Genomic DNA, 14,640 nt, shown 5'->3' with positions numbered 1-14,640 from the left:
ACGCCGGAACAGGTGCGCAAACTGATCGATGACCTGCGTGATTTGTCCGAGATCGAGCCATTCATCACGATCGACCAGGAAGGCGGCCGTGTGTCACGACTGCGGCTCATCGGGGAGGAGCCACCGAACGCCCAGGCTTTGCGAGACAAAGGCGATCCGGCCCTCATCAAGCGACACGGCCGGCTGACCGGCCAGATTTTGCGGCTGTTCGGCTTCAATCTCGACCTGTGTCCCGTTTTGGACATCAGCTATGACGACGCGGCCGACAACTCCCTCAAAGGCCGGACCTATGGGAAAGATCCGCAGCAAGTGATCGACAACGCGGGCATCTTCAACCGCTCCATGCGTGCGGAGGGCATCCTTTCGTGCGGCAAACACTTCCCCGGCTACGGCCCGGCCGAGTGCGACCCTCATGAATTCCTCCCCGTGATCACCAAGAGCCGTGAGGAGATGGAAAAGAGCGAACTGCTGCCTTACTCGGCCTTGCTGCCGGAACTCGACAGCGTGATGACCTGTCACAGCAATTACACCGCCTACGATCCAGACCGTGGCCGGTGGCCGGCAAGTCTCAGCCACAACATCGTGACAAAGCTTCTGCGCCACCAATACGCCTTCGACGGACTCGCCATGACGGACGACCTGGACATGGGAGCCATTTTGAACGAAGTGACATTCGAACAGGCAATCCAGGAAGCGGTCCGTGCCGGCAACGACTTGGTGATGATCTGCCACCGGGTCGAGATGGTGGAGCTGGCACGTCAACATCTGGAAGGTGTGGAGGAACCGATCCTGCATGATGCGCTGGCCCGGATCGAGAAAACCAAGAAACGCCTGGTGAAGCCGGACAAGTTCGATCTCGACCGCTTCGCGGCCATCAACCGCGACATCTGGCAGCTCCGCGTGGACACGCTGGGCGAAGATGGCGCACGAGTCCTCAGTGTCGAAGACGGCAAGCGCTCGCCAGTCGAGCTTTACTGACGATCACCTCCAAAAGCCAGCGCAGCCTCACAGGCTCTTGTCGATCAGCAACGACGCGGACCTTCGTGGATTGGGGTGATACCCGTTCATGGCCGCCCGGATGCGTTTGGCGCGGTCCACACAGGCTTCGGCCTTCTGGAAATCGCCCGACGCCTTGTAAACCGCCCCCAGGTTGATGAAGGTCTGCGACAAATCCGCCGGATCCATCTGGCTTTCATTGAGGTTCTGCCGGATGGCCAGCGCCCGTTCATGCATCGACTGGGCCCGATCGACATCCATGCTGCTGTAGTAGAGGACCCCCAGGTTGTTGTAAACCGACGCGACGCGGGAACTCTGCTCGCCATCGATCTTCTGGAAGGTCTCCAAGGCCTCACGGTAATATCGCTCCGCTTTGTCGAACTGCCGCAACTGCTTGAAGATCATGGCGAGATTGTTTTTGATCGTCGCCACCTTGTCACTCTCTTCGAGACCGTTTTTGACGCTGATTTCGAGCGCCTTCTCGTAAAACTCGGCCGCCTTGTCCATCCGGCCCCAGCGGTCATAAAGGTGCGCCAGCAGCGAGTAGATGCCGGTCAGAAGGTCCGGATCTTGTCTGCGCAGTTCCTGGGCGCGGAAGAGGGCCTCGCGGTATAGGGACTCTGCCTTCCTGAAATCACCCTCTTTTTGCCGCAGATCCGCCAGGACACTGATCTGCTCCACCAGAGCGCCGACGCGCACCGGATCGTGGTATGCGAGCCGCCTCGCCTCCTCGACGCTGCGAGAGGCGGAGGCGATCTGGCGCTCCAATGCAGTATCCACGAGATTGGGTTGGTTGGAATGAGGCCGGGCCGACGGAACTGGCAGGCGCAAACCGCCTAGCTGGCGTCGCGGTAAGACTGGGCGAGGTTGGCGATGGTGTTGCGTGCCTGCGCCATCATGTCGCGGGAAACACCGTTGTTCTCATACCAGTGGGTGTAGGCATGATTGTCGAACATGATGTCGAACTGGCTGATCAAACGCTCAAACACAGCGGCAATGCCGGTGTGATTGACGAGCGCAAGGCCGCTGGAGGCAAAACCTTCGGGTGCCGTCTCGGCCACACCGAGCTTCACGCCGGTGGGGACGTAACTGGCGAAGTTGAGGCTCTTGCGGATGGCGGCCATGTTCTCCTCGACCTCCTTGGCTTTGACGTCGCCGCGGAAAAGGGCGCAGGCAGAAAGATATACGCCGTTGGTCCAGTCGATGGCGGCAGTGAAATTGTCCTGTGAGAAGGTTTCACGGGCAATGTCCGGGAAGTTGATACGCACCTGGCCTTCCTGGCCAGGAGCCCGCATCGGAGCAAACGAAGCGGTGAGGAAATGATTGCCAGGGAACGGCACCAGATTGGTGACGTACTCTCCCAGATCGGTGTTCAACTTGCCGGGGAAGCGCAGCGATGCAGTCACCGAACTCATGATGAGTGCGATGATGTGATTCAGGTCCATGTAGTTTGGACTGCGGTGCAGTTTCGATTTGGCGATGCGGAACAGGGCTTCGTTGTCGAGAAGCACGGCCGCGTCGGCGTTGTCGAGAATGCGCTGCAGAGTCAGCACAGCGTTATAAGGCTCGACGGCGGAGTCGGAGATCAACGGAGAAGGAGCCACCGAGAAAGTGAAGATGCGCTTCTTTGGATAGGCCTGGCGCAAGCGCTCAAGAATCAAGGAACCAAGTCCGGAACCGGACCCGCCGCCGATGGAGTGGGTGACAAGGAAGCCCTGCAGCGACTTGGTCTTCTCAACCGCCGCGTCGATCACGTTCATGATCTGATCGATGATGCGCTCGCCTTCGACGTTGTAGCCGCGAGCCCAGTTGTTGGCCGCGCCAGGGATCTTCCGGATGATGCTGCTTTCGTCAAAAAGCTGCGCCATGTCGCCCCCCTCGATACGGGCAATGACACCGGGCTCAAGATCGACCAGGATGGCACGGGGGATGTATTTGCCGTCACGGATCTTGTGGAAGAAAACTTCCATGTTGGCATTGGCGGCGGCGGCGCTGTTGCTGCCGTCCTTCGGTGTGCCGGCCTCGGTAAGACCATGTTCACGCAGGACCAGCCGCCAGAAACGGTCGGCGATCTGGTTGCCACACTGTCCGACATGGATGCTCAGAATCTCTCTCACGGGTGTTCTCCTCCAAACTGTTGTGTTCTCTGTTGCGGGTAAGGGTGATATCAGGCGCGACGACGATCAACCAGGTCGCGCAGGCTCATGCCGCCGCGACTGTCTTCGGTGCTGGAGGCACTGCGCGGGATGTCGGCGGCGCTGTCCTGCACCTTGGCCTTGGCGCCGCTCTCCTCGGCGACTTGATAGCTTTGGATAAGCTCCTGGGCCGAGGCACGGAGAGCGTTGATCTGCTCCTCGGACATGCCTTCGTTGAGATACCAGTTAGCGAAGGCCTTGCGCTGCCAGAGCTTGTCGAAGTTGTGGCAGATCCGGTCGAGCACTCGGGCGATTTCCGTGTTGTTGGCCAGCAGCACCATGCTCTTGCGATGGGAAATGCCCGGTTGCTCCACGTAGCCGATCTTGAACGCGGTCGGAATCCAGTAGGTCAGCGGAAGCTGCTCACGCATCGCCGCAAGGGCGGAATCGGCGAGCGGCTTGTCCTCCATGATGCCGCGATAGAGCACGGCAGTGCTCAGGAAGCGCCCTTCCATGGGCGAACACGCCGCAAAGACAGAACCATTGTCGAACAGGCTGCGGATCATCTCCTCAATGCCCATCTCTTCGAACTTGCTGCGGTCTGGCGGCGTGAGCGGCGCGAAGGCGCACATCAAGAAATGCAGGGACGGCTGCGGAACGAGGTTGGTCAGCAACTCACGCAGGCTGATTTCAACCGTGAGGAAGCCGCTGAATCGCATCGATGCCGTCAAACCGGCCAGCGCTTCGGTAATGAGGAGGTTGAGGTCATCCACCGTGGGGCTTTCGATGTTCCACTTGCGATGAGCGAGCTCGAACAGCGCTTCGTTGTCAAAGATCAGGCACGCATCCGCCGAACGACGCAGCGTGTTGAGGGTGAAGACCGTGTTGTAGGGCTCGGTGACCACCGACGAGACCTGTGGTGAAGGCAGTACGGCGCAACTGAGCACCGGAAACTCGGGATACTTCTCCTTGATGGACTCGATCAACAGCGCGCCAAAACCAGAACCGGAACCGCCGCCCGTGGCATGCAGCACGATGATGCCACCAACATTGTCACATTTGTCGATCTCTGAATCCAGCCTGCCCATGACCTCCGGGAGCACCTCACGACCCGCACCGAGGTAGCCCACGGCGAAATTGCCGCCCGCACCTTCCGTGCGGCTGATGAGGTTCCCCGGATTGAACAATGAACCGGAGGTGGCTTTGACGTTGTCGATGACACTGGGCTCCAGATCCACCATGATCGCACGCGGAACGTAGCTGCCGGAAGAAGACTCGCCCAGCTTGGTGAAAAATGCGCTCCAGTTTCCGCGCGGCTGCTGCCCCTGGGCGGTCTGGCCCGTCAGCGGATCAATCCCGTGCTCCTGGCAGATGGTTTTCCAGAACGAGGCGGCAATCTGATTGCCAGCCTGACCGATTGAAATGACGATAGTGTTGTTGACCTTCATCAGCCTCTCCTAGTTTTCGCGGTTTCTAATGTGTGACGGGTGATTTTGCACTTCCTGGCGTTGAAACAACCGGCCCGCGCCATGCCGCCGACTCATCGCCTGGCATCTGCCAAGTTTCGCAATCAAAGCGGCCGCGCGTGGGACGCGGCTCCTTCGCAAAACCAGTTTTACCTGTGAGTCTGTCGGGAGTCCAAGCAAATTCCGTTCTTTGGAGCGGAAATCGATGGCGATGCAGGTTACTCCAACCTGACTTTGGTTCTCGCAAGGAGCTCGATCGGCAGAGGAGGTCACGGCTTTTCTTTGCGTTGCTGCGGCACGGGCGAGGCAGTGGACATGACGGGCAACTGTCCGGTCTGGTTCTGGACGTGGCCCTGCTTCATGCGATCAATCTCTTCCTTTGTGGGAAGAATGGCGCGGCGGATGGTCACCGGATCCCTTTCGGCTGGCTTTATCTCCGGAGGGGCCGGAGGCGTGGCCGCCGGCTTCGGAGCCACGGCAACGGGTGTCGAGGGCATGTTCTCAGCAGCAGAAGCAGCAGTCGTTTCCACTGGCGGCACGACCGATGGCTTCGCCTGCTCCTGCGGTGATGGTTCCGCCGGCTTCTTGTCGGGATTGGGCACTGCCGCCGCAACCACTGCGGAAGGCTTTGTTGATGCCACGGGTTCCTCCTTTGACTTGGCTGGCACCGACTTGGCCGCGACCGGCTTCACCGGAGTCTTCACGGGCTCAGGCTTGGCTGCTGTCTGTTGTGAACTTGCCTTGGCAACAGCGGGGCCTTCGGCTTCCAAAGCCTTCACTTCGACCTGGGGACCTGGATTGGGGTCATCCCCTCCACCTCCGATGAGAATCCATGCCCCGATGCCGAGAATGACCACCGCCGCAGAAGCCAGGACGCCCCATGGAAGTCCGCCTCGCTTTTGATCCAGCACCGAGTTGAAATCGTGGGTCTTGATCCCACGCTTGATGGGAGAAATCGCGTCGCCAAAGCCGGGGTCATCTGGCTCCTGAGCCACCCAATCGTCTTCAAAATCCGAAACAGATCCAACGCTCTCCATTTCCTCCATCGCCACGACATTGCCACGTAGTCGGGTGGCAAGATCCACTGTCGGAGCGGACAGCAGGCCTTCGAACTTCTCGAGGAATTCGCCCGGTCCCGGTGCTTTGCCTGCGCGACGTGTTCCCTCCATGCAATCACGCACGTAGGCCGCCGCGGCATCGGGCACCGATTCTGGAAACTGCGGCACTCCGCCGCTCTGCCTCTCCCCGGTCAACAAGTAAGCAGCCAGCGCCACAAATGAACGGTGACGGAAATCGCGGTCCTGGAGGTGCTCCTCCGGCACCTGACCATCATCAAGGTCCATGTCCACAAGGAGCGGCTCATAGAGGCTCCGCATGGTCATGTGAGGACGCAGTTTCACGAGAAACGGCGGCCAGGCGTCGAGACGCTTCTGCATCAAGCGTTCCAGCTCACGTGCCAGCAGCGGTCCGTTCTTGCCCACGCGGAGCAGGATGTTTGACGGATGGAGATCCACGCGTTGGACACCACATTCCACCGCCTGGTCCAGGCCGGCTCGAATCTGGCGCATCAGCACCGTCACCTCGGCCGGGTTCAAGGTGATGCGCTCTGCCATGAGACGGCTGAGCGCGAAACCCGGCTCGCGTTCTTCGGTCAAAAATGTCCAGTCGGGGCTCTCCCAGAGGCTGAGCGATCTCAGAATATTGGGATGGCGGTCAGGATTGAAGCGCCACATCTGCAACGGCACCGCCTCGTAGCGGGATTTCTCAACAATTCGGGCAGGAGGCAACAAATGCACCGTCACCGCCTGCTCGGCCTTGGTGTTGACCGCCGGAATTGAAAACGGGTAACGTCGGGCATGATCCTCATTCTCCACACGGAACCGTGTGCCCAAAATCGTCTCCACAGGGACGTTCTCCAGCAGCAGATCCTGCAACTGCGACTCCGGAAGCAATCCCGGCGTCACCACCAGATGCTTGCGGAAATTGCGGGCTTTGATGTGGCTGGACAGCGCGCTGAACGCCTCCCGCACGTCATCACGCAGCTTTTCGACCGATGCCGGAGCATTCGCAGGATCGGACAACGCAGCCCGCACTGCGGTCCGCAAGCTCATCGGCAGTTGAGTGAGCGCAGGAAAACGGTCCGGATTCTCCCCATAATAAGGCTGACCGGTGAGAAGCAGGAAAATCAGCCGGCAGGCCTCCACAACCAGCCGCGCACCACTTTGTGCCTCGCTGCCCGCATCCATCTGCGACAGCCCGTAGTCAAACACGCGCAGTTGCAGGAAGGTGTCTTCCAAAGTCGTCACCAAAACGCGGTCCAAGTGCATGCGGGACACCAGCCGTTGCATTCCCCGGAGTTGAAGAAGATCATCAAGAAGTTGATAAACCAGCGCCAGCGCTGTCGCCGGCGCTACCGCACCGCGACGCTTCACATAGTCCTCCACAAACTCGCCGTCATTCAAGTTACTGGTGTAATAGACCATGTCCTGGTCTTCCCCGACTTCCAAAACACGCATGAAGGCGTGCCCGCGAATCTCAAGGGCCTGACGCGCTCGCTCGAATGCCGACCGCTTCATGGCTGAATCGAGCGTGTTTCCTCCCCGCAGGACATGCAACTCCACAAGCCGACGAATCCGGTTGTCGAATGCCAGAAACACAACTTCTTCTTTCGAACGCACCAATTCGACTGGCCCGCCGCCGGTGCGATGAGCCACTGAGAGGTTGCCAAACTGCTGAAAGTCCTCGGTCATAAAGAAAGGCATGTGCATGCCGCCAAGCCCCCTGGCGGGAAATCTTTATGGTCATGTGGCTCTGGGCTCATTTTCTAAATTCTAAGGGATGTGGCTCAAAAATGCAAAAACATTCTCAAAAATCTAGTAATTTTACAATCAACCCCCACTGAAATTCCCATTTTCACGCCGTAGAACGGTCGTGGCACGCTCGCTATCAAGCAGTAACCGGACCTGATTGCCAACTTCCTCCCAAAAGCTCGTATTTCCAGCTATTCATCATAGCTTTCATAAATCAGACAGCAATATGGCCTCGATCTGAACGGGATTCATTCTTCACCGCGAGTGAACCCCAGCTTGTCTCATGGCTTTGTCAGCCGAACCCTCTGCGATGGCCGCCAGTCGGCGTTTCTCCTCCGGCCCCCACTGAAAGGCAGCGTTGTTCAGGGCGTCCCGCGCCGCTTGCCGGATCTGCTCTGTGTTTGGCGCCCCCGAGTAAATCAATTCCTCCCATAGCGTGATGGCGTCCGACCTGACCCGCTCCAGCAGGAGCCGGCACACCTGCATCCTCACTTCCTCGTCCAAAGGCGGATCCAGATGCAGCCACACGAGAAACTTCATGTACTCCGGGCTGTCAAAAGGCAGTTCTTTCCCGTGGCCCGACAACATCATCTCGTTCGCACGCCAACTGCCTTGTTTGGCCGCCGCATGCGCCGACGAAAACTTCCCCATGTCAGCGACCATCTTTTTGAGGCTCTCCTGCTGCCAGTTTGCCGCCATCAGGGTTCCCGGATGCGCTTGCGCGTCTGCGACCTTGATCGAGTCGAGCAAACGGTTCAGCGTTTCCGACGGCACCAGGAACAGCGTGATCACCATTGCCATGGCGCCACAAATCCAGCCCAGCACAAACCGCGCATACGATCCTGCTTGAGGATGTGGCGGCAGAAACTCCTGCGGCCGCTCCGGCATCTTCGTGCTGTCAGCCGAAATGCGTTGCGATTCGATTGTTTGTGCCGTTGGCACCGGCCGTTTCAGCGCATGTGTGAGCTTTTCCTGCACTTGCGCACACTTCATGGCCATCTGCCACCAACATGCCGGCACCACGGCTTTGTACAAGTCCGCGCCTTCAGCGTTTCCAGCGAGTCTTTCGGCCAGTGTGTCGAGCGCCTGGAGTTCATCCTTGCTCTGCCAGGCCCACGCCGCCTTGGGCCGCCTCAACCGCACATCCCAGAAATCACGTTCCTCCTGCGAGGCACTGCACACGATCCGTCCGGCAGCCAGCCATCGCCGCGCGTCCTGCAGCGCCTCACGATGCTCTTCTCCCGCCAGAGGCAGGGCTGCGTTATAGAGTTGCTCGGCCTTTGAAAAACGCGTGACTGCCAGGGTGGCCGCCAGGGCGAGCATCACCTCCACCGCACTGGCATTTTTGGCCGCATGGGAAGCGACGATCGATTCCGCAAGTCGAGACAGCCGGTGCGTCTCGCCACGCGCGGCCCATCGCGAAGCCACCATGCATGTCACCGTGGCCTGGCCAGTGCCCAGCTCGATCACCAGGTCTGGGATTCGTGCCAGCTCCGCCAGCTGGTCCTCGTCTGCATCGAACAATTCAGCAATGACCGGGCTGGCGGCCGCCGCCCACTCACGTTTTGAAAAGGCAGTGCCGCAGAAAGCATCAAAATGTTCCGCCACCGCCACCTTGCCCAGCACCGCACGCAGCAAATCGCGTGCACTGGACCGCAGCTCCTCCGGCAGCTCGGCATCAATCACCCCCTCGACACGGCTCGCCAATTCCTGGCGCGAAGCATCCAGCACGGCACCAGCCGGCGCGTTGCCTGCGGGCGTCTTCCCAGGGTCTGCGGAGGTGCGCGTTTCCATTCTCAGCCGCCATTGATAAGGCGGATCAGCACAGATGCAACGCACGCGTCGCAGGGAAACCTAAATCCTGGCTTACGCCATGATCTCCCGTGCCACCGTGCCATACACATCCGTCAGGCGGAAGTCGCGGCCGGCATAACGGAAGGTAAGCCTTTCATGATCAAGGCCCAGCAGCGCCAGCACCGTCGCATGCCAGTCATGGACATGCATCTTGTTCAGCACTGCCTCGTAACCGTAATCATCGGTCGAGCCATAAGCCATGCCGCCCTTCACGCCGCCGCCGGCCATCCACATCGTAAACCCTTTGTTATTGTGATCTCGACCGTCCTCGCCTTGCGAATGAGGCGTACGACCGAACTCACCGCCCCAGATCACGAGAGTGTCCTTCAAAAGCCCGCGCTGTTTCAGGTCCGTCAACAACCCGGCGATCGGCTTGTCGATGGCGGCCGTGTTCCGTTCCAAGGCGGCTTTCAAATTGAAGTGCTGATCCCAGTTTCCATTGGTGATCTCAATGAATCGCACGCCAGCCTCCGCGAACTTGCGAGCCATGAGACACTGCTTGCCAAAGGTGTCGGTCTCCTGCTCGCCAATGCCATAGAGGGCCTGCGTTGCAGCCGTTTCCTTGCTCAGATCCATCACCTTCGGCACTTCGGCCTGCATGCGGAACGCGAGTTCATACGATTCGATCACGCCTTCGACCTCCGGGCTGACACCACCATCCTGCTGCATGCGCGACTTGTTCAAAGCCTGCACCAGATCGAGCTGCGTGCGCTGCTCGCCGGTTGTGAAGCGGGTGTTTTTGATGTTCGCCACACCTGCCTCCTCGCTCGTGCCGAAGCGACGCGCGACCGCACCGCCGCCCGGCAGTCCGTTGCCTCCGATCTTCGTGCCTTGATAGATCGCCGGCAGGAACGCGCTGCCATAGGTCCGTGCCGCATTCCCCGGCGGATTCACGGTGATGAAACCAGGCAGGTTCTCGTTCATGGTGCCGAGGCCATAGAGTGTCCACGCGCCCAGCGACGGGCGCACAAACTGCGTCGTGCCGGTGTGCAGCTGCGAAAACGCCTGCGGATGCGCCGGAAGGTCGGTGGCCATCGAGTTCAGCAGACACAATTCATCCGCGTGCTTCGCCAGATTCGGAAACAGCTCCGAAATCCACAGCCCGCTCCGGCCATGCTGGCTGAATTTCCACGGCGACCCCATCAACTTGGCCGTTCCATAACGTCCGGCGAGCGATGGCGCCCCCTTCCCTGAATCCGCGCTGAGCTTCGGCTTGTGGTCAAACGTGTCCACATGGGATGGCGCCCCCTGCATGCACAGGAAGATCACCCTCTTGGCCCGTGGCATGACATGCGGTGCCTTCGGTGCCAGCGGCCCCGCCGCCGTGTTCCCCCGGAGCATCTGCTGCTGCGCCAGAGCGGCGAAGGCGAGGTAGCCAAAGCCGTTGGAGCCTGTTTTCAAAAACTCGCGTCGTGAGAATGGGTTCGTGCTCATGGTGTTGGAAAAGATGTCTTGAGGTCAATTCAGGTATCGAAACTCGGCGCTGGCGATCAGGCTCTGGCAGAACGCGGACAAGGCGGCAAACTCGGCTTTTTTCCGGGCATCAACGCTGTTGCCGTCGTTCCGCGCCACCTGCTGCGGAAAGCGCATCCAGAAGCTGCTGATCGCGGCACGCTCCTGAGCCGTCGGATCGCGGCCAAAGGCGAGTTGATAGGCGTAATTGAGCCGCTCGGCCGAAGTGCCCTGATACGTGGCCACCCGGGCCGCGAAAGCATCTGCCGCGCCCTGCGCCTGCGGGCTGTTCATCAAATAGAGGCTCTGCGAAGGCACATTGGTGGTGTCCCGTTCGCCGTTCACGAGACTGGCGTCTGGAAAATCGAAAACCGACAGCATCTCCGGAATCTGATCACGAATGATCGGAACGTAAATCGAGCGGTAGGTGTATGACTTGCTCGAAAGCTCGCCGCGGAAGACCGAAAGCAGTCCCTGGCGTCCCTCGCCCGCACGCGCGACAGGCGAGCCGTCCACCGGATAAAGGTTCAATGTGCCGCTCACGGCCAGCATCGCATCGCGGATCGACTCCGCGTCGAGACGGCGCTGGTTCATGCGCCAGCGGTGCTTGTTCTCAGGATCAGCGGCATAATTCGCCGCGTCATAATGCGATCCCATCTGATAGGTGCGGCTCAGCATGATCTCGCGGATCAGCTTTTTCACCGACCATTCATTCTCCATGAAGCAGACCGCCAGATGATCCAGCAGTTCGGGATGCGTCGGCTTCTGGCCCATCACGCCGAAATTGTCGGGCGTCGCGACAATGCCGCTCCCCATCAATTTAAGCCACACGCGGTTGGCCATGACACGTGCGGTGAGCGGATTGTCCTTGGAGGCGATCCAGAAGGCCAGATCCTTGCGTCCGCTGCCGCTCTGCGGGCTGATGTTCAACGGCTCGCCCTTCGCACACAGCACCTCGACCAGCCCGCGTGGGACCATCTCACCGGGTTGTTTGATGTCACCACGCACCAGGATGGGCGAATTCACCGGACGGGCGGCGTCCAGCACGCCCATCGCCAGCGCACGCGGCGTTCCATCCGCGTGGAAGAGGTCCAGGTCCGCCTTCACTGACTGCGCCCGGTCAAAGGAACTGCGGACGCGCAGGAAATTCTGCGCGTTCTGCCGCTCGCGCTGGTCCATCGCCATCGTCCGCACTTCATCACGGATCTTGTCAGCGGCGAGCGTGGCCTCTTCGTAGCTCTTCTTCAACAACGCCACCTCCGCAGGAGCCAGCTTCGCCAGCGCGCTCACCTGTCCCGCATCGTCATCCAGTTCGATCAGCGTGCTGGTGTTCGCGTTCTGGAGCTGGCTGTATGTGCCGAACAACGTCTCACTGCTCAGGAAGATGCCCGCCAGCGCATAGTAGTCACGCTGCGTCACCGGGTCGAATTTGTGATCGTGGCAGCGAGCGCAGGCCAGCGTCAGGCCCAGCATGGACTGCGACACCGCATCGATCTGCTCATCCACCAGATCCATGGCGAACTGACGACGGTCGCGGTTGTTGTGCCCCTTCGATCCGATCGCCAGGAGGCCGGTGGCCACGATCTTTTCCGCCTGATCACGTTTACCGTCGAATTTCAGCAGATCACCCGCGATCTGCTCCCGGAGAAACTGGTCGTAAGGCTTGTCCTTCTTGAAGGACTCGATCACGTAGTCGCGATAACGCCACGCGTGTGGGTACAACACATTCACCTCCTTGCCGCTGCTCTCCGCATAGCGGGCGACATCCAGCCAATGACGCGCCCAGCGTTCTCCATAGCGCTCCGAATCGAGGTACATGTCGATCACGCGCCTCACCGCCTGCGGTGACTGGTCTGCCACGAAAGCCTTCACCTCGTCCGGTGTCGGCGGCAAGCCGGTCAGGTCGAAAGCGATGCGACGGATGAGAGTCGGACGATCCGCATCCTGCACCGGGCGCAGGCCGGCCTTCTCCATGTCCGCCAGGATGAATTTGTCGATGTCAGTCGTGGCCCAGCCTGCATTCTTCACCGCAGGCGGTGTTTGTTTCACCGGCTTTTGAAACGACCAGTGCTTGCGCCCCTCGTCCATGTCGATCACGCGTCTGCCACCGCTGGCATTGGCCACCTTCTGCTCGCGCGGATCAGGCGCGCCCATTTCGATCCACTTTTTGAAGTTGGCAATGACGTCCTCAGGCAGTTTCTGCTTCGGCGGCATCTGCATGTCCGCGTTCTGATACGCGATCGCCTCGTAGATGCTGCTTTCAGCGATGCTGCCCGGAGTGACTCCCGGGTGACCTGATTCGCCGCCCAACTCCAAGCCCTGGCGGGTATCGACCGTCAGGCCGCCTTTCACCTTGTCGGACTCGGCGGAGTGGCACTTGTAACAATGCTCTACCAGCACGGGACGGATGTTCTTCTCAAAGAACTGCAACTGGTCCGGTGCGATGCCCGCATGGGCGGACTCGGACACATCTGCTGCCATCAGCAGCACGGGTGAGACAAACAAAAATGCGAGAGTCGGGGCCTTCATGGAGAGGTGAAGCAAGTTGCGTGCTCCAACCCGGCCCCTTGGGGAAAGTTGCAATGCATTTCCCCTCCCTCAGACACTCCGGGGCCATCGATCAAGAACGGCCCCGGAGTCTGTTGGATGGATGATCCTTCCAGATCAACCGTTCGGAAGCAGGCGCTCCCAGAGGATGTCGTTCATCAACACATTGGTGATGAAATCGCGGCTGCTTTCCGCCGAACCCGCCGCCACAGGCGGGGAGACCGGCAGGACGATGTCGAGCATGAAGCCGCTGCCTGAGCGTGGGGCGTTGATCCGGCCACCGGAATGATAGGCCAGCAGGTAGGCGCCAAGGAGATTGAGCGCAGGGCCTTCCATGCCGGCGTCGGCATGAGAATAGAACGGATCAAACACCGAACGGAGCAGCTCAGTGGACGCTCCAGCGCCGTTGTCAGTCAATGTGAGACGCAGGGAGCCCGCATCGGCCGCCTCTGCCACCGTTTGAGCCGACAACGTGACTGCCTTGCCGGCCGGCAGCAGTGCGAGTTCAGCCTCCAGCACAAGACGCAGCATCTTTTGAAGCGACTCACTGCCCGCATCGAGCGCAGGCAATGCACCGGCCACATCGAGCTGCAAAGTCACCCCTTTGGTAGCGTAGGCGGGCTGCACCTGCTCGACCACGCCCTTGATGAGCGCCGCGGCATCAACCGCCTTGTCCGCAGGAGGCGGATTGCTCAGATCACCCAGCATGTCGCCAATGCGGGATGACTGTTTCACCACGTGATCGTGGAACTCGCGCCAGAACGTGGCCTGACGCAGACGATCCAGGTCGAAAAGCTGCTGCCCGAGCCTGCCGGAGCCGATTTCGAGGAAGGACTGCACGGCATTGAGAGGACGGCAAAGATTCTTGCCGAGTCCGGCGGCGATGACGCCGAGGCCCATGACGCGATCGGTGACGAGCATGTTCTGCAGCACCGAGAGCTTCTCGCGCAGGAGGTCATCACGCTCCTGCTGGAGGATGTAGAACTCCATGGCGCGGTGCAGCGTGTTGCGCATGTCATCCACCTGGATGGGCTTCGAGATGTAGCGGAAGATGTTGCCGAAGTTCACGGCATCCACCGTGGCTCCATAGTCGGCATAGGCGGTGACCATCATGCGCACGAGACGCGGACGCATGTGACGCGCCTTCTCGAGCAACTGCACGCCTTTTTCTCCGGGCATGCGCTGGTCGGAAAGCAGCACGCCGATGTCGTCGCCATGCTGTTCGATGAGCTTGATCCCGTCGGCCGCGTTGTTGGCGGTCAGGATGCGGAATTCGTCTCCGAAGGTCTTTTCGAAGTACTTCAGCGCCTTTTCCTCGTCATCGACATAAAGGACGGCATAGCGTTTGAGGTCGTATTGGTTTTGCATGGGATGGTTTCC

General features: G+C 60.0%; 9 protein-coding genes. 1 reads left to right on the top strand and 8 read right to left on the bottom strand.

Translation table 11 applies throughout. The features are described 5' to 3' along the window. Nucleotides 1–978, top strand: a 978-nt coding sequence (locus IAE77_RS22905; RefSeq protein ID WP_294231771.1) for a glycoside hydrolase family 3 N-terminal domain-containing protein, incomplete at its 5' end; no start/stop codon positions are given. A gap of 27 nt (nucleotides 979–1,005) precedes the next feature. Here the strand turns inward: IAE77_RS22905 and IAE77_RS22900 are convergent. The 8 genes from IAE77_RS22900 to IAE77_RS22865 form a co-directional block, all read right to left on the bottom strand. Continuing rightward, nucleotides 1,006–1,776: a tetratricopeptide repeat protein gene (locus IAE77_RS22900; RefSeq protein ID WP_294231769.1), complete on the bottom strand. Its 771-nt coding sequence runs from the start codon at nucleotides 1,774–1,776 to the stop codon at nucleotides 1,006–1,008. A 56-nt stretch (nucleotides 1,777–1,832) separates the two neighbouring features. After that, a complete protein-coding gene (locus IAE77_RS22895; protein ID WP_294231768.1) occupies nucleotides 1,833–3,113 on the bottom strand; it encodes a tubulin beta chain in 1,281 nt (426 codons plus the stop codon). Between the two features lie 50 nt (nucleotides 3,114–3,163). Next, nucleotides 3,164–4,579, bottom strand: a complete 1,416-nt coding sequence (locus tag IAE77_RS22890) for a tubulin beta chain (protein WP_294231766.1) — start codon at nucleotides 4,577–4,579, stop codon at nucleotides 3,164–3,166. A gap of 287 nt (nucleotides 4,580–4,866) precedes the next feature. Continuing rightward, nucleotides 4,867–7,173 carry a hypothetical protein gene (locus IAE77_RS22885; RefSeq protein ID WP_294231764.1) on the bottom strand — a complete coding sequence of 769 codons (2,307 nt, stop codon included), beginning with the start codon at nucleotides 7,171–7,173 and terminating at the stop codon, nucleotides 4,867–4,869. A gap of 489 nt (nucleotides 7,174–7,662) precedes the next feature. Beyond that, entirely contained in the window at nucleotides 7,663–9,201 is a 1,539-nt protein-coding gene (locus tag IAE77_RS22880; protein WP_294231762.1) for a hypothetical protein, read from the bottom strand. 72 nt (nucleotides 9,202–9,273) lie between these two features. Then, on the bottom strand, nucleotides 9,274–10,695 hold the full coding sequence (locus IAE77_RS22875; RefSeq protein ID WP_294231760.1) for a DUF1501 domain-containing protein: 1,422 nt from the start codon (nucleotides 10,693–10,695) through the stop codon (nucleotides 9,274–9,276). 24 nt (nucleotides 10,696–10,719) lie between these two features. After that, entirely contained in the window at nucleotides 10,720–13,242 is a 2,523-nt protein-coding gene (locus IAE77_RS22870) for a PSD1 and planctomycete cytochrome C domain-containing protein (protein ID WP_294231758.1), read from the bottom strand. Between the two features lie 135 nt (nucleotides 13,243–13,377). Next, nucleotides 13,378–14,628 (bottom strand): response regulator, encoded by a 1,251-nt coding sequence (locus IAE77_RS22865; protein ID WP_294231756.1) that lies wholly within the window; start codon nucleotides 14,626–14,628, stop codon nucleotides 13,378–13,380. Nucleotides 14,629–14,640: the final 12 nt, after the last annotated feature.

Origin of the sequence: Prosthecobacter sp. (assembly GCF_014879935.1) — a bacterium.
In the GTDB taxonomy this organism is placed as follows: Bacteria; Verrucomicrobiota; Verrucomicrobiia; order Verrucomicrobiales; family Verrucomicrobiaceae; genus Prosthecobacter.
Note: the sequence above shows the minus strand (reverse complement) of the source record. Positions and strands in the feature narration are given on the sequence as shown.

What these genes read in the sequence shown, in the direction of transcription:
- IAE77_RS22890 (WP_294231766.1), bottom strand. Translation starts at nt 4,579, where the DNA reads ATGAAGGTCAACAACACTATCGTCATTTCAATCGGTCAGGCTGGCAAT.
- IAE77_RS22885 (WP_294231764.1), bottom strand. Translation starts at nt 7,173, where the DNA reads ATGAAGCGGTCGGCATTCGAGCGAGCGCGTCAGGCCCTTGAGATTCGC.
- IAE77_RS22880 (WP_294231762.1), bottom strand. Translation starts at nt 9,201, where the DNA reads ATGGAAACGCGCACCTCCGCAGACCCTGGGAAGACGCCCGCAGGCAAC.
- IAE77_RS22875 (WP_294231760.1), bottom strand. Translation starts at nt 10,695, where the DNA reads ATGAGCACGAACCCATTCTCACGACGCGAGTTTTTGAAAACAGGCTCC.
- IAE77_RS22870 (WP_294231758.1), bottom strand. Translation starts at nt 13,242, where the DNA reads ATGAAGGCCCCGACTCTCGCATTTTTGTTTGTCTCACCCGTGCTGCTG.
- IAE77_RS22865 (WP_294231756.1), bottom strand. Translation starts at nt 14,628, where the DNA reads ATGCAAAACCAATACGACCTCAAACGCTATGCCGTCCTTTATGTCGAT.